The organism is Nocardioides sp. (genome assembly GCF_029937575.1).
Classification (GTDB): Bacteria; Actinomycetota; Actinomycetes; order Propionibacteriales; family Nocardioidaceae; genus Nocardioides.
The window spans coordinates 12,204-36,146 of record NZ_JAPYPS010000013.1; the positions used below are offsets into that span (position 1 = coordinate 12,204).

General features: G+C 70.7%; 21 protein-coding genes and 1 tRNA gene. 11 read left to right on the plus strand and 11 right to left on the minus strand.

All coding sequences use genetic code 11. The annotated features are described in order from the left end of the window. Nucleotides 1-100: 100 nt before the first annotated feature. From Q1K33_RS06910 to Q1K33_RS06930, 5 genes are all read right to left on the minus strand, one after another. Nucleotides 101-688, minus strand: a complete 588-nt coding sequence (locus Q1K33_RS06910) for a TetR family transcriptional regulator (protein ID WP_300402073.1) — start codon at nucleotides 686-688, stop codon at nucleotides 101-103. A 4-nt stretch (nucleotides 689-692) separates the two neighbouring features. Then, on the minus strand, nucleotides 693-2,975 hold the full coding sequence (locus tag Q1K33_RS06915; RefSeq protein WP_300402075.1) for an arylsulfatase: 2,283 nt from the start codon (nucleotides 2,973-2,975) through the stop codon (nucleotides 693-695). A gap of 61 nt (nucleotides 2,976-3,036) precedes the next feature. Then, the gene (locus Q1K33_RS06920; RefSeq protein ID WP_300402077.1) at nucleotides 3,037-5,145 is read right to left on the minus strand and encodes a xanthine dehydrogenase family protein molybdopterin-binding subunit; all 2,109 of its coding nucleotides are present in this window, start codon (nucleotides 5,143-5,145) and stop codon (nucleotides 3,037-3,039) included. After that, on the minus strand, nucleotides 5,142-6,128 hold the full coding sequence (locus Q1K33_RS06925) for a xanthine dehydrogenase family protein subunit M (RefSeq protein WP_300402078.1): 987 nt from the start codon (nucleotides 6,126-6,128) through the stop codon (nucleotides 5,142-5,144). The genes Q1K33_RS06920 and Q1K33_RS06925 overlap by 4 nt, the downstream gene beginning before the upstream one ends. After that, on the minus strand, nucleotides 6,125-6,661 hold the full coding sequence (locus tag Q1K33_RS06930) for a 2Fe-2S iron-sulfur cluster-binding protein (protein ID WP_300402080.1): 537 nt from the start codon (nucleotides 6,659-6,661) through the stop codon (nucleotides 6,125-6,127). The genes Q1K33_RS06925 and Q1K33_RS06930 overlap by 4 nt, the downstream gene beginning before the upstream one ends. 149 nt (nucleotides 6,662-6,810) lie before the next feature. Between Q1K33_RS06930 and Q1K33_RS06935 the strand changes: the two genes are divergently transcribed. The 6 genes from Q1K33_RS06935 (at nucleotide 6,811) to Q1K33_RS06960 (ending at nucleotide 12,244) form a co-directional block, all read left to right on the plus strand. Beyond that, nucleotides 6,811-6,883 (plus strand) — tRNA-Thr (locus tag Q1K33_RS06935). A gap of 185 nt (nucleotides 6,884-7,068) precedes the next feature. Then, nucleotides 7,069-7,545, plus strand: coding sequence for a hypothetical protein (locus Q1K33_RS06940; protein WP_300402082.1), 477 nt, complete (start codon nucleotides 7,069-7,071; stop codon nucleotides 7,543-7,545). 616 nt (nucleotides 7,546-8,161) lie between these two features. Beyond that, a complete protein-coding gene (locus Q1K33_RS06945; protein ID WP_300402084.1) occupies nucleotides 8,162-9,178 on the plus strand; it encodes an enoyl-CoA hydratase/isomerase family protein in 1,017 nt (338 codons plus the stop codon). Next, nucleotides 9,165-10,331, plus strand: coding sequence for a CoA transferase (locus Q1K33_RS06950; RefSeq protein WP_300402086.1), 1,167 nt, complete (start codon nucleotides 9,165-9,167; stop codon nucleotides 10,329-10,331). The genes Q1K33_RS06945 and Q1K33_RS06950 overlap by 14 nt, the downstream gene beginning before the upstream one ends. Then, nucleotides 10,328-11,593 carry an amidohydrolase family protein gene (locus tag Q1K33_RS06955; RefSeq protein WP_300402088.1) on the plus strand — a complete coding sequence of 422 codons (1,266 nt, stop codon included), beginning with the start codon at nucleotides 10,328-10,330 and terminating at the stop codon, nucleotides 11,591-11,593. The genes Q1K33_RS06950 and Q1K33_RS06955 overlap by 4 nt, the downstream gene beginning before the upstream one ends. A gap of 159 nt (nucleotides 11,594-11,752) precedes the next feature. Then, nucleotides 11,753-12,244, plus strand: coding sequence for a nitroreductase/quinone reductase family protein (locus Q1K33_RS06960; RefSeq protein ID WP_300402090.1), 492 nt, complete (start codon nucleotides 11,753-11,755; stop codon nucleotides 12,242-12,244). Here Q1K33_RS06960 and Q1K33_RS06965 read toward each other — a convergent pair. Beyond that, nucleotides 12,235-13,089, minus strand: coding sequence for an acyl-CoA thioesterase domain-containing protein (locus Q1K33_RS06965; RefSeq protein WP_300402092.1), 855 nt, complete (start codon nucleotides 13,087-13,089; stop codon nucleotides 12,235-12,237). The two genes, Q1K33_RS06960 and Q1K33_RS06965, sit on opposite strands and share 10 nt — an antisense overlap. A 75-nt stretch (nucleotides 13,090-13,164) precedes the next feature. Here Q1K33_RS06965 and Q1K33_RS06970 point away from each other — a divergent pair, with 75 nt between their 5' ends. The 4 genes from Q1K33_RS06970 (at nucleotide 13,165) to Q1K33_RS06985 (ending at nucleotide 18,983) form a co-directional block, all read left to right on the plus strand. Then, nucleotides 13,165-13,944 carry an enoyl-CoA hydratase-related protein gene (locus Q1K33_RS06970; RefSeq protein ID WP_300402094.1) on the plus strand — a complete coding sequence of 260 codons (780 nt, stop codon included), beginning with the start codon at nucleotides 13,165-13,167 and terminating at the stop codon, nucleotides 13,942-13,944. Between the two features lie 273 nt (nucleotides 13,945-14,217). After that, nucleotides 14,218-15,429: an ABC transporter substrate-binding protein gene (locus Q1K33_RS06975; protein ID WP_300402095.1), complete on the plus strand. Its 1,212-nt coding sequence runs from the start codon at nucleotides 14,218-14,220 to the stop codon at nucleotides 15,427-15,429. Nucleotides 15,430-15,519: 90 nt separating this feature from the next. Beyond that, nucleotides 15,520-16,290 carry an ABC transporter ATP-binding protein gene (locus Q1K33_RS06980; RefSeq protein WP_300402096.1) on the plus strand — a complete coding sequence of 257 codons (771 nt, stop codon included), beginning with the start codon at nucleotides 15,520-15,522 and terminating at the stop codon, nucleotides 16,288-16,290. Then, entirely contained in the window at nucleotides 16,287-18,983 is a 2,697-nt protein-coding gene (locus tag Q1K33_RS06985) for a branched-chain amino acid ABC transporter permease/ATP-binding protein (protein WP_300402098.1), read from the plus strand. The genes Q1K33_RS06980 and Q1K33_RS06985 overlap by 4 nt, the downstream gene beginning before the upstream one ends. 79 nt (nucleotides 18,984-19,062) lie before the next feature. Here Q1K33_RS06985 and Q1K33_RS06990 read toward each other — a convergent pair whose 3' ends face one another. The 5 genes from Q1K33_RS06990 to Q1K33_RS07010 form a co-directional block, all read right to left on the minus strand. Further along, nucleotides 19,063-19,680, minus strand: coding sequence for a PaaI family thioesterase (locus tag Q1K33_RS06990; RefSeq protein ID WP_300402100.1), 618 nt, complete (start codon nucleotides 19,678-19,680; stop codon nucleotides 19,063-19,065). Next, a complete protein-coding gene (locus Q1K33_RS06995; protein WP_300402102.1) occupies nucleotides 19,677-20,846 on the minus strand; it encodes a thiolase family protein in 1,170 nt (389 codons plus the stop codon). The genes Q1K33_RS06990 and Q1K33_RS06995 overlap by 4 nt, the downstream gene beginning before the upstream one ends. Before the next feature lie 95 nt (nucleotides 20,847-20,941). Further along, on the minus strand, nucleotides 20,942-21,385 hold the full coding sequence (locus Q1K33_RS07000; protein WP_300402104.1) for a nuclear transport factor 2 family protein: 444 nt from the start codon (nucleotides 21,383-21,385) through the stop codon (nucleotides 20,942-20,944). Beyond that, nucleotides 21,382-22,281 (minus strand): TIGR03619 family F420-dependent LLM class oxidoreductase, encoded by a 900-nt coding sequence (locus Q1K33_RS07005; protein WP_300402106.1) that lies wholly within the window; start codon nucleotides 22,279-22,281, stop codon nucleotides 21,382-21,384. The genes Q1K33_RS07000 and Q1K33_RS07005 overlap by 4 nt, the downstream gene beginning before the upstream one ends. 73 nt (nucleotides 22,282-22,354) lie before the next feature. Beyond that, on the minus strand, nucleotides 22,355-23,530 hold the full coding sequence (locus tag Q1K33_RS07010) for an amidohydrolase family protein (protein ID WP_300402108.1): 1,176 nt from the start codon (nucleotides 23,528-23,530) through the stop codon (nucleotides 22,355-22,357). 123 nt (nucleotides 23,531-23,653) lie between these two features. Here Q1K33_RS07010 and Q1K33_RS07015 point away from each other — a divergent pair, with 123 nt between their 5' ends. Then, nucleotides 23,654-23,938 carry a hypothetical protein gene (locus tag Q1K33_RS07015; protein WP_300402110.1) on the plus strand — a complete coding sequence of 95 codons (285 nt, stop codon included), beginning with the start codon at nucleotides 23,654-23,656 and terminating at the stop codon, nucleotides 23,936-23,938. The last annotated feature ends 5 nt before the right edge of the window (nucleotides 23,939-23,943 follow it).

The following is a 23,943-nucleotide window of genomic DNA, read 5'->3' on the forward strand; positions in this document are numbered from 1 at the left end:
CGCGCGAGGGACGAGCGCGGGCCGTTGCGGGCGAAGATTGAGTAAGCGCGGCGAGCGAGGAACGAGCGCGCGACGCGCGCATCGAAATCCGGTGACGTGCCTACCGACGGAGCCAGGGTCCGGCGCCTGGGGTGAGCGCCGCGAACGCCGACTCCAGGTGCCCGGCAAGTGATCCGGCGTCCTCGCCCAGCCAGCGCGTGATCGACCCCTGCCACACCGCGATCGCCGCCTCGGCGGTCACCTCGGCCTCCAGCGACCCGAAGCCGGCCTCCACCAGCGCGGCCGCGAGCGTGCGCTGCCAGGTGTGGACGACGTCGTACAGCCGACCGCGCAGGACCGGTGAGGTCACCGCGGCCCGGCGGCGCAGCAGCATGGTGTCCCGCTCGGCCTCGAAGTCGGGGGCGATCGCGACGAGCGCCGTCGCGGCGACCTGCATCGCCGTACGACGGGCCGCTGCGACGGCGACGACCTCGGCCTGCAGCCGGGCCTGGCGCTGCTCGCGGTCGGGCGTGAGGACCTCGTCCTTGGTGGCGAAGTAGCGGAAGAAGGTGCGCTCGGTGACCCCGGCGGCCCGGGCGATAGCGCCTGCCGACGTGGCCTCGTAGCCGTCGCGGGCGAAGAGGCCCAGGGCGGCGTCCTCCAGGGCGCGCCTGGTCGAGCGCTTGTGCTGCTCCCGCAGTCCGGCCACGTCGTCAGTCCGAGGCCAGCGCCGAGCGCAGCAGCGTCTCGTCGTCGGCGCGAGCCGTCGGGTTGCCGCTGGTGATCACCACGTCCCGGAGCTCGCCGGTGAAGGCGAACGGGGGGCGGTAGTCGTGGCACAGCGGCAGGCCGCGGTCACGCCCGATGAGCATCCCGGTCGCGGCGGTCGAGAGGTTGGGGAAGAAGAACAGTCCCGCCAGGGGAGCCGACCCGCCCTCGACGCCGTCGACGAGCAGACGCGCCCGCGGGGAGGCTCCTGGCACGTACTGCACCGAGACCTCGTGCTCGCCCGGCGCGACCGGCTCGTCGCACGCCACGCGGACCAGCCCGTCGAGCATCGCGAACGCCGCGACCAGTCGCCCCTCCAGCAGGTAGCAGCCCCAGCCTCCGTGGGCGTCGCCGATCGCGGCGATGATCCCCTCGGCCCGGTGGGTGTCGCCCTCGGGGACGACGATGCGCGCGGTCAGGTCGAAGCCGCCGAGCGTCGAGGGCAGCTGGCTCTCCTGGATCGGCCCGCCGCCGGGGGCGTACGTCGCCGTGGCCGGCTGCGGGTAGGCGCCGGGGTGCATGTGCGCCATCGAGTCGGGGAACTCGAAGAGCGGCAGCACCTGGTTGCGTCCGGCCTCGGCCCACCACAGCTCCTCGAGCCGCTTGACCGTCTCGGGGTGCTCGGCGGCGACGTCGGCTGACTCGGAGAAGTCGTCGGTCAGCCGGAAGAGCGACCAGCGGTCGGTGTCGAAGTCGAAGCTGCCGGTCATCACCTCGCGCTCGCCGAACTGGTTGGGCACGAAGTCGGTTGTGGCCTTCCACCCGTCGGCGTAGATGGCGCGGCTGCCCATCATCTCGAAGTACTGCAGGCTCCGGTGCTCCGCGGCGCCAGGATCGGTGATGCCGGCGAGCATCGAGGTGCCGTCGACCGGCTGTTGGGTGACACCGTCGACGGAGTCCGGTACGGCGATCCCGGCGGCGTCGAGGACCGTGCTGAACAGGTCGACGGCGTGGCAGAACTGCCCGCGGATCCCCCCGGGGTCGGTGACCCGGGCGCCCCAGCCGACGACGAGCGGCGTACGGACTCCGCCGAGCCAGGCGTGGCGCTTCCACAGGCGCAGCGGGGTGTTGCCGGCCCAGGCCCAGCCGAAGGGGTAGTGGTTGTAGGCGTCGTGTCCGCCGATCTCGTCGATCCGCTCGATCGAGGCCTCGACGTCCTCCTGGTGCCCGAGCCAGCCGGCCGCCTCGTTGAGGGTGCCGGTGACCCCGCCCTCGGCGCTGGCGCCGTTGTCGGAGAGCACCATGACGATGGTGTCGTCGGCGATGCCGCGCGCCTCGAGGGCGTCGAAGAGCCGACCGAGGTGATGGTCGGTGTGGGTCACGAAGCCGGCATACACCTCCATGTAGCGGGCGAAGAGCCGGCGCTGCTCAGCAGGGATCGTCGACCACTCGGGCACCCAGGCGGGTCGCTCGGTGAGGACGGTGTCGGCCGGTACGACGCCTGCCGCGACCTGGTTGGCGAAGACCTCCTCGCGCCACGCCTCCCAGCCGTCGTCGAACTTCCCGTAGTAGGGCTCGACCCACTCCTCGGTGACCTGGTGCGGGGCGTGCGCGGCGCCGGTGGCGAGGTGGAGGAAGAAGGGCTTGCTGGCCTCGGCCTGCTGCTGGTCCTGGATCATCCGGATCGACTCGTCGACCAGGTCCTCGGTGAGGTGGTAGCCCTCCTCAGGGGTGCGTGGTGGGTCGACGTGCGTGTTGTCGCGCACCAGCTCGGGCGCCCACTGGCTCGTCTCGGCACCGAGGAAGCCGTAGAAGCGCTCGAAGCCGACGCCCAGTGGCCACTGGCCGAACGGCCCGGCCGCGGAGTAGTCGGTCTTCGGCGTCATGTGCCACTTGCCGACCGACATCGTGTTGTAGCCGCCGTCCTTGAGGATGCGTGCAAGCATCGCGGCGGACTTGGGGATGCGGCCGGTGTAGCCGGGGAAGCCGAGCGCCGCCTCCTCGGTGACCCCCATGCCGACGGCGTGGTGGTTGCGGCCGGTGTGCAGCGCGGCGCGCGTCGACGAGCACACCGAGGTCACGTGGAAGCGGTTGTAGCGCAGGCCCCGGCTCGCCAGCCGGTCGATGTTGGGGGTCGCGATCGTGGCGCCGAAGCACCCCAGCTGCGCGAAGCCGACGTCGTCGAGCACGACCATGACCACGTTGGGCGCGCCGACGGGTGCCACGGCGTACTCGACGAAGCGTGGCTGGGAGTCGGCGACCCGCGAGCTGATGACCTGGCTGTCCATGGACGGCACCGTAGTGGCGCCGCGCCGATCCTGTCAGCCGACTGACAAGATCGGGTAGTCCTCAGAGAAAGGCGTCAGCCGTCACCGGGAGGTCGCGCACCCGGACCCCGGTCGCGTGCCAGGCGGCGTTCGCGATCGCGGCCGCCGTGCCGACGATGGCGATCTCGCCGATGCCGCGGCCGCCGAACGGGGTGGACAGGGTGTCGGACTCCTCCAGCCACCGGGCGTCGAGGTCGGGAGGCACGTCGGCGTGGGCGGCGACGTGGTAGGTCGCGAGGTCCTGCGTGACGACGTGCCCGAACCTCGGGTCGCGCACGCCCTCCTCGTGCAGCGCGGCGGACAGCCCCATGAGCAGGCCGCCCAGCAGCTGCGAGCGGGCCGTCATCGGATTGACGATCCGCCCGACTGAGTAGGTGCCGTGCAGACGCGACACCCGCACCTCGCCGGTCCAGCGATCGACCCGCACCTCGGCGAAGACGGCGCCGAACGAGTGCAGGGCGTGGCCCGCCATGTCCGGGTAGGACTCGGTGGTGGTCTGGGTGTGCAGACCGGGAGCGGGCTCCGGGCCGTGGTCGGCCCGGAACTGTTGCGCGGTCTGGACGATGGCGGTGCCCCACGAGCCGGTCCCGGACGAGCCTCCGGCGACGGTCGCGGCCGGGAGCGAGGTGTCGCCGATCGCGAGGTCGATCGCGCTGACGGGGACGTCGAGGGCGTCGGCGGCGATCTGCTGCAGCACGGTGCGGGCGCCCGTGCCGATGTCGACCGCGCCGATCCCGACGGCGTACCGGCCGCCGGTGCGGGACTCGATGCGAGCGCCGTTGCCGGGCATCCACAGGGTCGGGTACGTCGCTGCCGCCACGCCGGTGCCCACGAGCCAGTCGCCGTCGGTCGTCGTCCGCGGCTCCGGAGAGCGCCCGCTCCAGCCGAAGCGCTCCGCGCCCTGCTCGAGGCACTCCACCAGGCGGCGGTCGTTCCACGGATTGCCGGTCTCGGGGTCGGTGGCCGGCTCGTTGCGCAGCCGCAGGTCGATCGGGTCGACGTCGCAGGCGACGGCGAGCTCGTCCATCGCGACCTCGGTGGCGAAGGTGCCCGGCATCTCGCCGGGCGCTCGCATCCAGGACGACACGTTGATGTCGAGCGCCGCGGCGCGGTGGGTCGTACGGCGAGCCGGGGCGGCATACATCATCCGGGAGATGGTCGCGGTCTGCTCGACGAACTCCTTGACCGCCGCAGAGGGCGCGACAGCGTCGTGCTCGATCGCGAGCAGGCGGCCGTCGGGCTCGGCCGCGAGACGGATGCGCGAGCGCGACTGGCTCCGGTAGCCGGTCATCGCGAACATCTGCTGACGCGTGACCGCGAGGCGCACCCACCGGCCCGGCACCGCCATCGCGGCCAGCGCGGCAGCCACCTCCGGGGAGTGGGGGAGGCCCTTGCTGCCGAAGCCGCCGCCAACGTACGGCGCCCGCACGCGCACCTGCTCGACCTCGAGGCCGAGCATCGGGGCCAGCGTCGACGCGACCGCGTGCACCGCCTGGGTGGAGTCCCACATGGTGAGCACCTCGCCGTCCCAGTGGGCGGTGGCGGCGTGCGGCTCGAGCGGGTTGTTGTGCTCGTAGGGGATCGAGTAGTCGCCCTCGACGACGACCGTGGCGCCGGCCCTGGCTGCGTCGACGTCGCCGTCCGACCAGTCGGTCTCGTGGCCGGCGTTGACCTCCTCGGGGGCGTAGAGCTCGGCCTCCTCGGAGTCCAGGTCGGCGACGTGGTCGCCGGCCTCGACCTGCACGTGCACGAGGCGGGCGCCCTCGCGGGCCGCCTCGGCGCTCTCGGCGAGCACGATCGCCACGATCTGTCCGCGGTAGTGGATGCGGTCGTCCTGGAGGATCGCGAGCTCGCCGTCCCCCTGCTCGCCCGTGTCGTCGAGGCGGCGCGCACTCTCGTGGTCGACGACCGACACGACGCCGGCAGTGGCGAGGGCCTGGGTGGCGTCGACGCGCAGCACGCGACCCTTGGCCACGGGGGCGCCGACGAGCCAGGCGGTCAGGTGCTCGGAGACACCCTCGTCGGGGCCGTGCTCGACGGCGTACCGCGCGTGGCCGGTGACCTTGAGCGGGCCGTCGACCCGGTCGTGGTGGGCGCCGACGGCGCGGGTCTCGATGGGGCGGGCGATCATGACGTGGCCTCCGAGAGTCGGACGAGGGCGCGAGCGGTGATGCCGGTGAGCATCGCGACCTTGTAGTCGCTGTCGGGTCCGGTGGCTGCTGCGCGCAGCTCCTCGGCCGCGGCGTCGCGCACCCGTTGCTCGTCGAGCGGACCGTCGCGCAGGAGGTCCTCGGCGGTGCGGGCCCGCCACGGCTTGTGCGCCGCCCCACCCCAGGCGATGCGTACGTCGGCGACGCGGTCGCCGTCGAGCTCCAGGGCGGCGGCCACCGACACCAGCGCGAAGGCGTACGACGCCCGGTCGCGCGCCTTCTCGTACGTCGACGTGCGTGCGGCGCCCGAGCGGCTCAGCTCGACGGCCGTGATCAGCTCGCCGTGCGCCAGGGTCGTGTCACGCTCCGGGTGGTGGCCCGGGAGGCGGTGGAGGTCCTCCAACGGGATGCGTCGCTCACCCTCGGCGCCGAGGACGACGACCTGGGCGTCGAGCGCGGACATCGCGACCGCCATGTCGGAGGGGTGCACGGCGACGCAGGCCTCGCTGGCGCCGAGCACGGCGTTGTAGCGGCCGTAGCCCTCGATCGCGGAGCAGCCGCTGCCGGGCTCGCGCTTGTTGCACGGGGTGGTGGGGTCCTGGAAGTAGACGCAGCGGGTGCGTTGCAGCAGGTTGCCCGCCGTCGTCGCCTGGTTGCGGATCTGGCCGGAGGCGCCGGCGAGCAGTGCCCGGCTGAGGGCCGGGAAGTCGGAGCGGACGACCGGGTGCGCGGCGAGGTCGCTGTTGCGGACCGCGGCGCCGATGCGCAGCCCGGTCCCGGTGTCCTCGACGGTGTCGAGCGGCAGGCGGCTGACGTCCACCAGTACCTCGGGGGTGGTGATGCCCAGCTTGAGGTGGTCGGTCAGGTTGGTCCCGCCGCCGAGGTACTGCGCCCGCGGGTCGTCGGTCACCGCCTCGACCGCCTCGGCCGCGCTCGTGGCCCGCACGTAGGTGAGCTCCTTCATCGGGCACCGCCCGTCCCGTTGCCCGCCTCGGCGTGGACCTGCCGGACCGCGTCGAGGATGCCGGCGTACGCGCCGCAGCGGCAGAGGTTGCCACTCATCCGCTCGCGGATCTCGTCGTTGCTGAGGTCGATCAGGGCCTCGGGGTCGAGGTCGGAGGTCACGTGGCTGGGGTGCCCCTGCGCCGCCTCCTCGAGCATGCCGACCACCGAGCACACCTGTCCGGGCGTGCAGTAGCCGCACTGGTAGCCGTCGTGGTCGAGGAAGGCCTGTTGCACCGGGTGCGGCTCGTCCATCGAGCCGAGCCCGGAGGCGGTCACGACGTCGGCACCCTCGTGGGCGACCGCGAGGGCCAGGCAGGACAGGCTGCGGCGTCCGTCGAGCAGCACGGTGCACGACCCGCACTGCCCGTGGTCGCAGCCCTTCTTCGGGGCCGTCACCTCGAGCCGTTCGCGCAGCGCGTCGAGCAGGGACGTTCTCGAGTCGATCTCGACCTTGCGGGCGACGCCGTCGACGGTCAGGCGGAGAGTAGGCACGCATCCACTGTGGCGAGCAGGTGCCGGGCTCGCGTCGACCCTGCGGGTGAGAGTGGAGGACCGCGTCGTCGGATCCGGCGCCGGTTTCACGCCGCGCCCGGTCGGTCCGTATAGTTCCCCACGGTCGTCGGTCCCACGGACCGACGCCGGCCGCCTTAGCTCAGTCGGTAGAGCGAGTCACTCGTAATGACTAGGTCGTCAGTTCGATTCTGACAGGCGGCTCACGTATAGGCCTCTGACCAGCAGTGATGCGGTTGGAGGCCTTGTGCATTCAGAGCCACTTGGCCTCAACTCCGGTAAAACTCCGGTGAAACTCCGCGCTTCGCCGTGGAGGTCGTCAGTTCTTCTCGGTCCTAGGTGAGCCCAGGTGCGAACGTCTGCTGAAGCGGACTCGTTAGTGCCCGTCCGTGAGCAAATTCGAACCCGAGGCCGACTGCGGTCGCACCCTCGACGACATCACCCATGACCTAGAAGTTTCCGACGACGTCATCACCCGACTCGAGCTTCTCCGCGAACTGCACGACTGGCTCGAAGCCGCCCAGACCGTGGCCGTCGGTTTGGCGATGGCACAGCGGTACACCGGGAAGGAGATCGGCGCGGCTCTGGGCGTGTCGCAGCAAGCGATCTCCAAGCGGTATGGGTGCGCGAAGGACGACGAACCGGGGGAGCCCTCGCCACAGCGGGAGAAGACTCCACGGGCCAAACAAGGCCTCATGAACTACGGCACGGATGGCGAGTACGTCGGGTACTCGATGCCAGTCTCTGTCGACAAGCTGCCGCCTGTGGGCGACCCGCGAGAGGCGCGTCCGCGTCGTTCCCGCGGCAGGATCCGACGGATCCTCGCCCGCGGCACCACGGACCCAGCCGATCCCTTGGACGGCTAGGCCAACAGCCGGGAACAACCCGAGTTGTGCGCCTACAAGCGGGGTTGTGGCCCAGGCGGGGAACGCCGACCGGACGGTCGGCTGCGGGCGCCTCCCCAATGACCGCGGGAGGTCCCATGAAGCGCAGCCGATCATCTTCTGGGCGCCGGCACCGGTTGCAGTGATCAATCACCCAGGGAAGTCCGACCCTCTACAGAACCAGGGCGATTCGGCCCCTTCGGTGGACGAGTCAGAGGTGTCAGGGTCGATGGTTGCGAGTCTTTCACCGGACCGCGCAGGGCCTGGACTCGCGATAGATGGGTATTCCGCATCTGGTGCAGAGCGATCAGGAGGCAATCCCCGCCTTGGGGAGCGGGGTGAGGCCAAGGTATCCGCAGCCTCGCAGCCATCACGAACACCCATAGGCATCTAGGCACACGCCCCAGCAGGCCCAACCTCGGGCGAACGTCTGACCCGCAGACGCGCGGTGAGAGCGACAGCGGTCACGCGGAAGACAGTGATCGTGCATCGGACCCGCCACGCAGTATCGCGTCGCCGTCGTACGGTGACCACCTTGAACGCGAGCACGCGCTATCAGCGCGTGCCCTGCCATGCTGGCCTGGTGCAGCGTCTTGATGTGACCGACCTGGTTGACGGCGCCGCCCGCCTCGAGTTGTCGTCCAACGGAGTGGTCGAGGAGCCCGTTGTTGCGGTCGACCTGGACGGTGCCGACTGGTCGCTCGCCCCGCGCGTGATGGTCATGCTCGCCGCGCAGCGCAACAAGATTCTGATCGGTGTCGCCAGCTCTCCGCTGCCGCCTGCGGCGCGCGAGCTGATGGAGGCGTTGGCGTTCACGGTTGCTCCAGGAGGTCCCGGACAGTCGTGGATCGATGCCGGCTCGACCGGCGACGTGGTCTTGGAGCAGGTCGGCTCGGTGGTGGCGAGCGCGCCGCTGGCGGCGCTCACGCTCCGAGACCTTCTCGACGTGACGTCGTCCTGCTCGGTCGAGCACGGTCTAGTCGCTGAGTCGTTGGCCTACTCGACACTGCTGGCCGGACCGGAGTTCGGCCAGTGGCGTACGACGACGCCTCGCCGCGAGGTCCCGGCAGGAGACATCCCGGTTCTGGTGAGCCGTGAGGGGGCAGTCCTGCAGGTCGTGCTCAACCGGCCGGCGCGGCACAACGCCTTCGGCCACGAGGTCCGCAACGGGTTGCTCGAAGCGCTCGAGGTAGCGCGCCTGGATGACAGCATCGCCCGAGTCGAGCTGTCGGGTGCGGGTCCCTCGTTCTGCAGCGGTGGTGACCTGGACGAGTTCGGCACGACGCCGGACGTCGTGACGGCCCACGTGGTGCGCCTGGCTGCGAGCGCGGGGCTTGCGGTGCACCGGCTGCGCGACGTGGTCCGGCCGGTGCTGCACGGTGCCTGCATCGGTGCCGGCATCGAGGTGCCGGCGTTCGCGGCGCGGGTGCGGGCCCGACCGGGTACGTCATTCGCCCTGCCGGAGACCGGTTTCGGGCTCGTGCCCGGAGCCGGTGGCACGGTCAGCGTGACCCGGCGGATCGGCCGCTGGCGCACGGCGTGGCTCGCCCTCACCGGTCACCGGCTCGACCTCGATCGAGCCCTGGCTTGGGGGTTGGTCGATGAGCTCGTCTGAACGAACGACGGACAGTGGCCCGGAGGGTGCCCTGCGGGACTGGGCCGCGTCGGGCGCGATGGCTCTGACCGGGTCGCCGGACGGTCCGCCCCGGGCGGCGCCGGGCCGCGCCGCGAGCCTGGTCCGTGACGCGGTGCAGCGAGTCGTCGGGTACGAGATCTCAGGCCTGCTCGGTGAGCGGGCGGCGTACGCCGGGCTGCGACGCAACGCTCCGTGGTCGTGCGGCGGTGCGGCGCGGACGCTCCCGACCGCGGACGGGCACCTGGTGCTGTCGATGCCGCGCGCCAGCGACCGGTCGCTGGTGCCCGCGCTGGTCGAGGAGGACCTCGGGGACGACGTGGACCCCTGGGAAGCGGTCGCCGGCTGGGCTGCGGCACGCCCTGGCGCCGACGCCGAGGAGCGGCTGCGGCTGCTGGGGATGGCTGGGGGAGTGGTGCCCGCCCAGCCGCCGACGGACCGGCCGCCCGTGCTGACGTCGGTCCTGGGGCAGCGTCGTACGACGGAGCGGCCGCTGGTGGTCGACCTGACCAGTCTGTGGGCGGGCCCGCTGTGTGCCCACCTGCTGGGACTGCGGGGGGTCGAGGTGGTCAAGGTGGAGAGCCGCTCGCGACCCGACGGGGCGAGGTCCGGGCCTCCTGCCTTCTTCGAGCTGCTGCACGCCAGGTCGCGGAGCCTGGTCCTCGACCTCGACGCCGAGCTCGATACCCTCCGAGCCCTGGTGGCGCGGGCGGACCTCGTGCTCGAGGCCTCACGTCCCAGGGCGCTGAGGCAGCTCGGGCTGGTAGCGGAGGAGGTCGTGGCCGCGGGAACCTCCTGGTTGTCGATCACCGCGCGTGGACGGAACTCCGATGCCGTGGGCTTCGGCGACGACGTGTCTGTCGCCGGTGGATTATGGCTGCGGGAAGGGGCGTGCCCCGTGCCGGTCGGTGACGCGGTCGCCGACCCCCTCGGTGGTGTGACGGCCGCGCTGCACGCGGTCGAGGCGATGGCCTCGGAGGACGCTCGGCTGGTCGACGTCTCGATGCTCCACGTCGCCGCCGAGGCCGCGTCCGGAGCCGGGGCCGAGCACGCCGTACGTCAGCGTGACGACGCCTGGTGGGTCGAGTGTGCCGACGGTGAGTTCCCGGTCGCCGATCCGACGAGGCGCCGGTGAGGACCACGCTCCTGACGCGGGTCGAGGTCGCGGGGCAGCTGGTCGACGTACGGCTCCGCCGTGATCGCATCGTCAACGTCGAACCGAGACTGGCTGCCGAGGAGTCCGACGAGGTCGTCGACGGGGGCGAGGCAGCGCTGCTACCGGGGCTGCACGACCACCACCTGCACCTGTTGGCGCTCGCCGCGGCTCGTGCCTCGGTCGATTGCCGCGACGGGCTGACCGCGCTGGCTGCGGCGCCGGGCGACGGGTGGGTTCGCGGAGTCGGCCTCCCCTGGTCGCCCGACCGGCACGACCTCGATGCTGTGCAGGCCCGTCGTCCGGTGCGGGTGCAGCACCGCAGCGGCGCCTTGTGGGTCCTCAACTCGGCGGCCCTGGCGGCGGTCGACCACGTGCTCGACGACAGTCCCGACGTCGAGCGCGACCCGTCGGGTGCGCCGACTGGTCGGTTGTGGCGCTACGACGACCGGCTCCGGCCGGCCCTGCCGCAGACCGCACTCGACCTCGGTGCCCTGGGTCGCGAGCTTGCTGCGTTCGGCATCACCTCGGTCACCGACGCCACCCCTGACCTCGAGGGCTTCGAGGGCCAGGACCTGCTGCCCCAGCGGATCTGGTTCCTCGGGCGACGCAAGCTGCTGCTCCGCGACCACGACCTGCCCTCCTTCGATGAGCTGTGCGCGACGATCGCCGAGCGTCATGGCGCAGGGGAGCCGGTGGCCGTGCACTGCGTGACGCGGGAGTCGTTGCTGCTGACGCTCGCGGCTCTCGACGAGGTGGGCAGGCTGCCAGGTGACCGGATCGAGCACGCGGCGGTGGTGCCGCCCGGCGTGACCGAGCGCCTGCGCGGCCTGCGCGTGGTGATGCAGCCGGGCTTCCTCGCCGACCGGGGCGACGACTACCGCGCCCGGGTGGACCCCGACGACCTGCCGCACCTCTACCCCTTCGGAAGTCTCCTCGCGGCGGGGGTCGACGTAGCGGCCAGCAGCGATGCGCCCTACGGCCCACTCGACCCCTGGGCCGTCATCGCCGCAGCGCGCGACCGGCGCACGGGCTCCGGAGTTGTGCTGGGTGAGGCCGAGCGGGTGGCCGCGCGGGTCGCCCTGGCCGGCTACCTGACCGACGAGCACGGTGGTCCACGGCGGGTGCGGCCCGGAGAACCGGCCGACCTGGTGCTGCTGTCGACGACCCTCGACGAGGCGCTGGCCGTTCCTCGCCACGAGGCCGTCCGAGCGGTCTGGTGTGGCGGGGTGAGGTCGCGCTGAACTCCCCGGTGGCCGTCCGGGTGCCACACCCCAGTGGCGCGCATTTGGCGCTAACGTCAGTAGATAGTTGAAGCGCATAACAGTCATGATCGCTGAACACTGGGGCCGCTCACGAGGCAGACCCCGTTGCGATCCCTCGATTTCTGACGATATCGTCGGATGAAAGACAGCGAGCTCTTCGCACCGAAGGAGCTGCTGCACGGGTATGGGAGAGCCGCCATCGACATTCGTGAGATCAACCGCCGTGTCATCGCCCAGTTTCGCGCGGGGGAGGAGGTCGAGGGCATGCAGCGCGACGACCTGTTGCTGCTGACCACGACCGGCGCTCGCTCGGGCGAGCCGAGGACGAGTCCGATGATGTTCCACCGCGAGGGCGAGCGCCTCTTCGTGATCGGCTCCGCCAACGGGGCTCGTCGCGACCCGAGCTGGTGCCACAACCTGCGAGCTCGACCGGCGGTGACCGTGGAGATCGGACGCCGGGCCTACCGTGCCTCGGCCGTCGTGCTTGAGGGGGCGGCGCGAGCAGGCGCCTGGTCGTCCATCACCGCGGCACACCCGTTCTTCCACGACCATGAGGCCTCCGCCGCGCCTCGGGTCATTCCCGTCGTCGAGCTCGTCCCGCACGAGGAGTCGCACGAGGATCAGCGGTAGCGGACCAGGCCTTCCTGCATTGTGGTGGCGCACAGCTGGCCGGCCTCGTCGTACATTTCCCCATGGCACAGGGCGCGGCCGCGTCCGGCCCATCGTGACTCCTGGTCGTAGCGAAACCACTCGTCGACTCGTAGCGGCGCATGGAACCAGATCGTGTGGTTGATGGTCGCGAACGCGATCCGCTCGTCCTGCAGGGTCAGCCGGTGCGGACCCAGTGCAGTGGCCAGCAGCAGCATGTCGCTGAGGTAAGCCACTCCTGCATCCCGCAGGACGGCCTCGCTCCCGATTCCCTGGCGGGTCCTGGCCCAGACCTGCTGTCGAGCGGGCACCGCGACTCCCCGCATGGCGGGCACGCGGACCGGAGGATAGGGGAAGCGCAGCTCGACGTCGAGGAAGTCGGCGAGATGGTCGGCCCACGCACGGTTGACAGGGTCCGCGGCGAACAGCTCTCCCGGTGCGGAGGAGTCGAGCGGAGCAGGTCCGTCGTGGAGCTCGGGCTGGTGCTCGGGTCCTGCGGCCGGCGCCTGGTAGGAAGCCGACATCGCGAAGATCGCGCGGTCCCCCTGCCGCGCCTCCACCCGACGAGCGCTGAAGGAGCCCCCGTCGCGCACGTCCTCGACCTCGAAGTCGATCGGCAGGGTGGTGTCACCGGGCAGCAGGAAACTCATGTGGGCGGAGTGGAGGGAGCGATCATCCGGCACCGTGCCTCCGGCCGCGCAGATCGCCTGGGCGGCGACCTCACCGCCGTAGCTGCGCCGTGCCGGAGGGGGCTTCGTCTGGCCGCGGAAGGTCCGGGGCGCGACCTGCTCGAGAGCGAGTAGTTCGTGCAGGTCGGTGGGTGGCATGCGCATCAGTATCGGGGCGAGCCGGCCCGCGGCGTCCCTGGGTCCATGTGGCCGTCCCGTGGCAGTGTGACCGGCATGGGCCTCGTGGACTACTCCTTCGCCGATGACACCGCACGCATAACGCTGGTCGACCCCGAGCGCGGCAACCCGCTCCACCCAGCGTCGGTTCACGAGCTGCGTGGCTCCGTACGTCGTGCGCGCGCCGACCAGGCTCGGGTCATCGTGCTGGCCGCCACGGGTCGTTTCTTCTGCGTCGGTGGCGACCTGCCGGCCTTCGCCGGTGCTGCCGACATGGGTGAGCTCGTCGACGACCTCGCGGCGGAGCTGCACCAGGTGATCTCCGAGCTGGTGCGCTCGGAGGCGATCGTCGTCTCGGTGGTGCAGGGAGCGGCGGCGGGGGCCGGGTTCCCACTGGCGATGGCGGCCGACCTCGTGGTGGCGGCCGACGCGGCTTCCTTCACCTGTGCCTACACGAAGGTCGGGTTGAGCGTCGACGGGAGCACCAGCCTGCTCGTGCACAGCATCGGACTCCACCGAGCATTGCGTCTGGCCCTCCTCAACGACACGCTGACAGCAGCGGAGGCACACCTGGCCGGACTCGTGGCGAGGGTGGTGCCTGCCGCCGAGCTGGACGCCGCAGTCGACGACGTCGTCGCGCGAGTGCTCACCAGCGCACCGGTGGCTCTCGCGCTCACTAAGCGGCTCCTGCGCGACGTGGCCGAGCCGGCGCCCGAAAGTGCGATGCGGCTCGAGGCCATCGGCATCCGCGCGGCGGCGACCACGTCGGACGCACGCGAGGGCGTCAGCGCGTTCGTGGAGAAGCGGGCGCCCCGCTTCGGTCCTCAGCAGCACTGACCTCAGGCTAGGCACTCGCGGCAGGCGTATCCCGCTTGACTTGACCGTCACGTGGTCTTCGGATGCGGGCCAGAACCGGCGTCTCAGCATGCCTATTTGACGTCGCGAGCACGCCCGCATCTGCGTTGTTGAGCGGCATTGCGACCCAATTGGGAGTATTGCTTGACGAGAACGTCAAAAACGTGTGACTCTGCTCACGCTCGATCTCTCGGGCGAGTGATCCTTCGCCAGCACGTCACATGACTTTCCGTTGAGGAAGCAAGGGAGCCCCCGATGAAGAACCGCACCAGGCACGCAGTCGCAGTCGCCGCACTGACGCTGACCGCCGGCTTGCTCACCGGCTGTGGAAACGACGGTGGTGCCGATGGCACCGACCCCGGTGACGGCAGCGCGAGCAGCGGCGAGCCCACCATCAAGATCATGAACATCGGGCCGACCGGCACTCCGGCCACGAACTTCGCCACCGACACCGTCGCCCAGGCCTACATCGACCAGCTCAACGCCGAAGGCGGGATCAACGGCGTCGACGTCGAGATGGTCTACTGCAACGAAAAGTACGACCCCAACGAGGCCACCGCGTGCGCCCGTGAGGCCGTGCAGGAGGACGTCGTCGCCCTTGTCGGAGGCTTCGCCGGCTTCGAGGAGGAGGTCCTCAAGGTCATCGAGCCGGCCGGGATCCCATGGATCGGCGCTCCGTCGTCCACCCCAACGGCGTTGACGAGCGAGCTCTCGTTCCCGGTCTGGGCAGGGGCCCTGGGCTACGTCTACCTCGGCGGCGTGGCAGCCCAGACCTGTGAGTCGCCGACACCGGTGATCCTCGACACCGCCGCCGCCGCAGGGGTGCTCGCATTCGGCGAGAGCGCGCTCGCGGCCGCGGGCAAGTCCTTCGCCGACCCGGTCAAGGTCGCCCAGACGACCGTCGACTTCACGCCGATCGCCCAGGCCCTCGACGGCGCCGACTGCGCCTTCACCGCCCTGCCGACCTCCATGTACGCGCCGCTCGTGGCTGCCATGGACCAGCTCGGTGTCAGCTCGCGCATCCTGGCGCCGGCAGCGACCTTCGACAACGCCGTGGTCGACAGCTTCGGCGAGCAGCTCGAGGGATCGGTCATCTCGGGCAACTTCCCGACCCTGGACGACCCGGCCTGGGCCGATGCGGTGGCCGCGGTGCCGAGCGACCTCGACTTCAGCGGTGAGGTCCTCCAGCTCACCTGGGTGGCGATGAAGGTGTTCAGCGAGGTGGTTGCGACCATCGACGGCGAGGTCACCGCCGAGTCCGTTGCCGAAGCCATGAGCGCGGCCTCGGCGGTCGACACCGGCGGCATCACCCCGCCCATCGACTTCACCACTCCGCTGCCCGTGCCGCCGCTAGCGCGCACCTTCAACACCACGGCGGTCCCGAAGACGGTCAGCGGCGGCGAGCTGGTCGCTCAAGGCGACCCCGTCGACCTGGGGCCCGCCATCGCGGCGGCTCTCGGCGGCTGAGGCCCGCGCCAGCACACCAAGGAGCTCCGACGACGGCGGGGTCACCTGACCCCGCCGTCGCCGGCACCATCCGCCCAGTCAGCAACAACCGTGGGAGTCGCAGTGGGACCGAGTCACGTCACGAACCCGCCCGAGGAGCTCAGCACGCGTCGCCCGGCGCCCGTGGCGATCTCGACCGACCACCTCGTGGTGCGCTACGGCGCGGGGAATGCGGCCGTGCACGACGTGAGCCTCGAAGTACGCCGCGGCGAGGTCGTCGCGTTGCTCGGGGCGAACGGCGCCGGCAAGACCTCGACCATCCACGCGTTGGCCGGAGAGGTGCCGGCCGCCGGCGGCACGGTGCTGGTCAGTGGAGAGAAGACCTCGGCACCGCTCCATCGGCGCGTGCGGCAGGGCATCGGGTTGCTGACCGAGGAACGCTGCGTCTTCACCGGCCTCACGGTCCGCGACAACCTCCGCCTGGGACGTGGAAGTGTGTCGGATGCCCTCGACCTCTTCCCCGAGCTGCACGACCACCTCGACCGTCCGGCAGGATTGCTGTCAGGTGGTCAGCAGCAGATGCTCGCGCTCGGCCGGGTGCTGGCGGCACGGCCGTCGGTGCTGCTTGCCGACGAGCTGTCGCTGGGTCTGGCACCGGTGATCGTCCAGCGGTTGCTGAAAGCCGTGCGCGCTGCCGCTGACAGCGGGGTTGCCGTCCTGCTCGTCGAGCAGCACGTCCACCTGGCCATCGAGGCGGCCGACCACGTCTACGTCCTGCGCCGCGGCAAAGTCGTCCACGACGGGGCCGCCGCACCCTTGCGCGGTGCCCCCGACGCCATCGCCGAGCTCTACCTCGACCGCGCCGAGGAGCGTGCCTCATGAGTGACTTCGTCCAGTTCGCAGCCCTGGGACTGGGGTTGGGATCGGTCTACGCCCTGCTCGCCGTCGGGCTGGTGCTGATCTACCGCGGCTCGGGAACCATCAACCTCGCTCACGGGCACTTTGCCGTGCTCGCCGCCTTCCTTTTCGTGGAGCTGCGCGACAACCGGGGCCTGAGCACCGCCGTGACCCTGGTCCTGGTCGTCCTCCTCACGGCCGCGGTCGGCGGCTTGGTGCAGCTCTGCGTGATGCGGCCCTTGCGCGGGGCCAGCCCGATATCGCGGGTGATCGCCACGCTGGGGGTCCTCACGGTCGTCAACGAGAGCCTGGCTCTCGCGTTCGGTGCCGAGCAGCAGGCGACCGAGCCGCTGCTGCCCACGGAGACCGTGCAGGTCGCGGGCGTCGTCCTCGGACGGCAGTCGCTCTACCTCGCGGTGATCGCCGTGCTCGTCGTCGCCGCACTCGTGGCGAGCTCCCGCACCCGCTTCGGCCTGGCACTCACCGCCTCCGCCGAGAACCCCCGCGCGGCCCGCGCCCTGGGGTGGTCACCCGAGGTCCTCGCGATGGCTACGTGGATCGTCGGCGGCGCGCTCGCCGGCCTCGCCGGGTCCCTGGTCTTCTCCACGACCTCCGGCTACTTCACGCTGGGGGGGCTCTCGCTGCTCATCGTCGGCGCGCTGGCAGCGGCTCTGTTCGCCCAGTTCAGGTCCTATCCGATGGCGCTGCTCGCCGGGTGGCTGCTCGCGATCGTGCAGAGCGAGGCCACGCAGTACACCGACATCACCGGCGTCTCCGACGCCATCCCGTTCATCGCGATCGTGGTGATGCTCGTGATCCGGGGGCGCGGTCTCCCGGTGCGCGGCACGACCGCCGACCGGCTCCCGAGCGTGGGCAACGGACGGGTGCGGGCGGTGCCGGCACTGGTCGCGACCGGGCTGCTGGTCCTCCTGATGCAGACCACCTGGAAGCTGGACTACGACCTGCTCCAAGCGATCGTGGTCTCGATGTCGGTGGGGATCGTGGCACTCTCCATCGTCGTCCTGACCGGGTACGCCGGGCAGCTGAGCCTGGCCCAGATGGCACTGGCGGGCGTCGGCGCCTACGCCGCGGGCCGGCTGGTCGACGCACAGGGCTGGACCTTCGGACCGGCGTTGGTGGCGGGAATCGTCGCGGCCGGACTGGTCGGTCTCCTGCTCGGCCTCCCGGCCCTGCGCACGCGCGGGGTCAACCTGACGGTGGTCACGTTCGGGCTGGGCTTCGCCGTCTACGCCGTCCTCTTCAGCAGCACCGAGCTCACGGGAGGAACCGACCAGACACAGATTCCCTTCCAGACCCTGTTCGGCCTCGAGATCGACCCCGTCCTCCACCTGCACACCTACGCCAGCGTGTGCGTGGTCGCTTTCGCGCTCGTCGCGCTGCTCATCGCGAACCTGCGTCGCGGTCGCGTCGGGCGCCGGCTGCTGGCCGTCCGCGTGAACGAGCGGGCGGCGGCCTCCATCGGGGTGAGTGTCTTCGCGGCCAAGCTCTATGCCTTCTCCCTCGCTGCCGCCATCGCAGGACTGGGTGGGGTGCTGCTGGCGTTCTCGTACTCCACGATCCTCTATGCCAACCTGTTCGGGCCCTTCTCCTCGATCAACGTGATGACGGTGGCCGTGGTCGGGGGCGTCGGATACGCCCTCGGGCCCGCACTCGGCGTTCCGCTGGTCACGGGCGGGGTCGGGACCATCATCGCCGCGCAGCTCTCCGAGAGCATCGATGCTTACGTCCCGCTCGCCGGTGGCGTGATCCTGATCCTCTTGCTCATCGCCAGCCAGAACGGCGCTGCCGCAGCCATCAGCGCAGCCATTCCCGCCCGACTGCGCGCCTGGAGGTTGCCGCTCGGGGGCCGCCTGGTTCACGAGGTCGCGACACCTCGCCAGGTCGAACCGATCGAGTCGCACTCACTCACCGTCAGCGGCGTCGTCCAACGATTCGGTGGGGTCACCGCCCTCTCGGAGGTGTCCCTGTTCGTGGAGCCCGGCAAGGTGCTGGGCCTCCTGGGACCCAATGGTGCCGGCAAGACCACCCTCGTCGACGTCGTCACGGGCTACGCCAGCCCGGCGCAGGGACGTGTGCTGCTCGGGAAGAACGACATCACCTCGTGGTCTGCGACCAAGCGGGCGCGCGCCGGCCTCGGCCGTACCTTCCAGAGCCTCGAGCTCTTTGACGATCTCTCGGTGCGCGAGAACCTTCTCGCCGCCTCGGACCAGCGCGACGCGCTGGGCTACGTCACCGACCTGTTCTGGCCGGGTCGCGGTCGACTCACCACCACGGCCGCGGCTGCGGTGGAGGAGCTCGGTCTCGGCGACGTCCTCGACAAGCTCCCCACCGAGCTCTCCTACGGGCAACGCCGCCTGGTCGCCATCGCTCGGGCCGTGTCCACGCGGCCCTCGGTCCTCCTCCTCGACGAGCCGGGAGCGGGCCTCGACGAGTCCGAGACCGCTGAGCTGGGTCACCTGATCCGGCGTCTGGCCCACGAGTGGGGCATGGGAGTTCTGCTCATCGAGCACGACGTCGCGATGGTGCTGCGGACCTCCGACGACGTGGTGGTGCTCGACTTCGGACGCACGATCTTCACTGGTGCGCCCGGCCGGGTCAGCGACGATCCGACCGTGCGCACCGCCTACCTCGGCCTCCCGGCCACGGCAGACGTCTGACGGCCCCCGACGAGGCCCCCGACGAGGCCTCCGACGGGGCCTCCGACGGGGCCGCCGACGGGGCCTCCGCGTCAGCGGATCAGGAAGTTCGCACGGCGACGAACAACCCGTGGCTCTCGGCGCACACCACGTCACCGTGCCGGATCTCTCCGCGCATGACCCGCTTGCGGCCGTCCTCCGAGTCCAGCCACACGGCCAGGTCGAGGGGGACGTCGCCTGGCGTCGGGTTGCGGTAGTCCACGTGCAGGAACGCCGTGCGGGACCACGGCCGCCCCCCAGCGCTGCACAGGAGTCCGAGCACCTCGTCGAAGACCAGAGCCACGGCGCCGCCGTGCGCCACCTCCCCGCCGAGGTGGAAGTACTCGGTGAACGTCACCGTCGCCTCGACGCGGTCGGCGCTGACGCGATCGATCGTCAGGGGCGGCACGAGGGTCTGGCCACGGTCCGGCAACCCGAGCTGTCGTGCGAAGGGTGCAGGTCCCACGCCCGCCGAGGCTCGGAGCTGCTCGCTGATCGTGCTCAGGCTGTCGGTGAGCTCGAGCATCGTGGCGCGATCCGGCTCCGCGTCGACGATCGCGTCCTGGACGCTGCGCAGCGAGGCGAGCAGGTCGCCGTACGCCGTCACGTCGGAGGGGTCGGTGAGTGGCTCGGTGTCCGGGACCCAGCTGGAGTCGGCGAACGGTGCGGCGGCGGTCATGCCACCTCGATCACGACGGCGCCGGCCTGGCCCCCGCCCGCACACATCGCGGCAACCGCGATGCCGCCGCCACGGCGGCCGAGCTCGTGGGTGAGGGTGGTGAGCATCCGGGCGCCGCTGGCAGCGACCGGGTGGCCGAGGCTGCAGCCGCTGCCAAAGACGTTGACGCGGTCCTCGTCGATGCCATGGACGCGACATGCGGCGAGCGGGACGGAGGCGAAGGCCTCGTTGATCTCCCAGAGCTCGACGTCGGCCATCGTCAGGCCGGCGCGGTCGAGGATGAAGGGGATCACGTCGACGGCACCCATCCCGGTGCGTGACGGGTCGACACCGATGGCCCCCCAGGCACGGACGTGAGCCAGGGGATCGAGCCCCTCACGACTGGCGACCTCGGAGCTCGTCAGGGTCAGTGCCGCCGCGGCGTCGTTGACGCCGCTGGCGTTGCCGGCGGTGACGCTGAAGCCATCGATCTCAGGGTGCAGCGGCTTCAGGGCGGCGAGCTTGTCCAGCGTGGTGGTGCGCCGCGGGCCCTCGTCGACTGCGAACTCGACCACGGACCCGTCGGCCTGAGGCACCTTGACCGTGACGATCTCGTCGTCGAACGTGCCGGCGTCGATCGCCGCGACGGCGCGCATGTGGGAGCGATGGGCCCAGGCGTCCACCTCGTCGCGACGGAGCCCCACCTCGATCGCGGGGGCCCAACCGGTCGTGATGGTGACGTCGTCGCCGGGACCCTCGGCGTACGGGTACGTCGGCGGGATGCCGACGCGCGGCTCAGTCGATCCGGGGACGCGCCAGTGCATGGTGGGCATCATCGATGTCGACATCGCGCCGCCGGCGACCACGACACGGTCCATCCCGGCCCGGATGCTCGCCGCGGCGTTGCCCACCGCGGTCAGGCTGCCCGCGCAGTGCCGGTTGACGGCCTGCCCGGGCACCCGGGTCAGACCGAGACCGACCGCGGCGTGGCGAGCCAGGTCGCCACCGCCGTAGAGCGACTCGGCAAGGATCACGTCGTCGACCAGGTCCGCCGACAGTCCAGAGCGGGCGATCGCCTCGCCGACAGCCACCTGGGCGAGGTGCTCGGCGGAGGTGTCCCGCAGAGTTCCCTTGAAGGCCACCCCGATCGGAGTTCGTACGGCACTGACGATGACGGCCTCGGACATGCGAGCTACCTCTTCCTGGGGTGGGTGCGTGATCGCGCGGCGCGTCTCAACACCACGGGCACCTCCAGCATCGCTTCAATTGACGGTATCGTCAACTATGGCGCTTCCGCGGCAATAGCAGCCACGATCTGTTGAGCCGTGGAGCCCGTCGTGAAACCGCTGAACCGCACCGATCTCTCGCGGAACTGCCACCGGCCCTCCGCGTGCACCAGGTGGTCGCGGTAGGTGCCCCAGTGGTCGATGCCGTGCGGGGCGAAGAAGGCGAAGACGCTGCTGGCGGTGGCGTGGTCGTCCTCGACCTCGACCAGTCGGGAGCCCACGTGGTGGAAGCCCGGAAGGAGACGTCCTGCCTGTGCCATCTGGGTTCCTTGCTCCGTGGCGAAGGCCATCACCCCGGCGGGCCCGACGAACGCCCGGCCGGCCACCCGTAGGACGCCGTCGTCGGCGAAGAGCGAGGCGAACTCCTCGACGCGACCGGCGTCGCCGTAGGCGGTGTAGCGCGCCAGCAGGTTCTCGATCTCGCAGCGGGGGTCGGTCATCGCAGTGTGACCAGGTGGGGGCCGAGGCGCTCCAGCTCCTGCAGGCAGTCAGCCATCGACCGCGATGCGCACTGCCAGGTCAGCCATCCGACGCCGGCGTCGCGAAGCGCCGGGGTGTGGCGCTCGAGGTAGGACACCAGCGCGTCCGCGGTCCCGACGCCGTACGGGGCGAAGCAGACCTCGACCTGCTCGTCGCGACCCAGCTCTCGGCGTTCGGCCTTGATCTCCGTCACGCCGCGGGCGAGCTCGTCCACCGAGGACAGCACGTCGGTGCCCGTCACTGCCGCGGAGGCTGCACCCTGCTCGAACGGCATCCACCCGTCGGCGAGCTCGGCGACGCGTCGTCGTGCGCGCCTGCTGTTCCCGCCGATCCAGATGGGAGGCCCTCCGGCCTGCGCCGGCCTCGGCAGCATGACGTGGGAGTCGGTCGAGCCCGTGGGTTGAAAAGGCTCACCTGACCACGCCGTGCGCAGGTTGGCGATGGCAGTGTCGAAGCGAGCGCCACGTCCGGCGAAGTCGGCCTCGAGGGCCGCGAACTCGGAATCCACGTAGCCGGCACCCATGCCGAGGACGACCCGACCGCCGGAGAGCAGGTCGAGGCTCGCAGCGGCCTTGGCCGTGACGTAGGGGCTGCGATAGCCGGCGATGGCGAGGTTGGTCAACAAGGTGGTACGACGCGTGCTGGCGGCCATGAAGGCGAGCCCGACGAACGGGTCGAAGGAGTGGTGGCCGCCACGGGCCAGCCACGACTCGGCCGGAACGGGATGGTCGGTCGTCGACACGGCAGCGAACCCGGCCGCCTCGGCCGCGGCGGCGAGCTCGCCGAGACCTTCGGTCCCGGTCCACTCCGCGTAGTGCTTCACGGCGCGGGTCGGCATTTGGAAGTTGATCTGCATCGAGGCTCCTCATGGGTCACGACGAGCGCGACCGCCTCCACCGCAGTGGTGGAGGCGGTCGCGAAGGGTGAGGTCAGGACGTCCGCGGGAAGCGGAAAAGCTCGCGGGCGTTGGTCTCGGCGATCTTGGTGACGACGTCGTCGGGCACGTCGGCCAGGACCTCGCCGGCGCGCTTGCGGCTGTTGGGCCAGTTGGAGTCGGAGTGGGGGTAGTCGATCTCGAGCATCACCTTGTCGTGACCGATGAGGTCGAGGTTCTTCACCCCGAACTCGTCGTCGATGAAGCAGCCCCACAGGTGCTTCTTGAACAGCTCCGAGGGTCGGCTGTCGAAGTCGATGTTCTTCATGTAGTGCCGGTGGCGCTCCCAGACGAAGTCGGACCGCTCGAGGATGTAGGGGATCCAGCCGATGCCACCCTCGGCAAGTGAGAACTTCAGATTGGGGTGCCGCTGCAGCGCACCGGAGAAGAGCAGGTCGACCGTCGTCCACATCAGGTTGCTGGAGAACAGTGTGATCGCGACGGCGAACGGGGCGTCCGGCATCCGCATCTGTCCGGGCACGGCCTGCATGCCGGAGAAGGAGAACCCGGGAACGTACCCGGAGGAGCCGAAGTGCAGGGAGAGCACCATGTCGGTCTCCTCGCAGGCCCGGAAGAAGGGGGTCCACTCCTCGCTGTGAAAGCTGGGGAGGCCGAGCGGGACAGGGCTGTCGGGGAACGAGATGGTTCGCGACCCCATGGCCGCGGTCCGGTAGACCTCGGCCGTGGCGAGCTCGATGTCCCAGATCGGGACGATGCTCATGGGGATGTAGCGGTCCGGGTAGGCCTGGCACCACTCCTCGGCGTAGTAGTCGTTCCATGCCTGCACCCCGAGGTGGGCGAGCTCCTTGTCCTCGGCGCGGAAGAAGACGCCACCGCCGAAGCCCGGGAACGACGGGAACAGCATCGCGGCCTGGACGCCGTCGAGGTCCATGTCCTTGACGCGGGCGGCCGGGTCGTAGCACCCGGGGATCATGTCCTCGTAGCGAACGGGGTCGAGCCCCCACTCCTCCGGCGGCTTGCCGGCGACCGCGTTCAGTCCGACGGTCGGGAAGACGTTGCCGTCGTAGACCCAGATGTGCTTGTCGTCCTTCTCGATGATCCGCGGGCCACGCTCCTTGAACTTCTCCGGCAGACGGTCCTGCCAGACGCGGGGGTGCTCGATGAGGTGGTCGTCGACCGACACGATCTGGTGGTGCTCCTGCAGCGGCATGGCGGATCCGTCTCCCTGGATTGATGGGTGGATGTGCTGGACATGTGGTGTGAGTCACGTCCACCATAGAGGCAGTTGACGATTTCGTCACCTACCCGTCAGGATTCTCTCCAGGAGGCTGCGATGAGTGAACCGACCCCGGTCGAGCGCGAGGACGAGGACGACCACGACCTGCTCACCTACGGCGAGGCGGGCTTCCGCCTCTACGAAGCAGTACGTGACCAGCGAGCCCTGGTACAGCGGCTTCGCGAAGCCGGGTCGCCTGGGATCGACGCAGCCGAGGCGCGTTTGAGCGGCTTGCAGGAGGCGGCCGACCGCAACTCTCGCCAACCGATCAACGACGAGAACTTCGAGCGGTTCTTCGGGTACCCGGGGTTCGCCAAGCGCAATACGAAGGGTCAGGACTGACGACG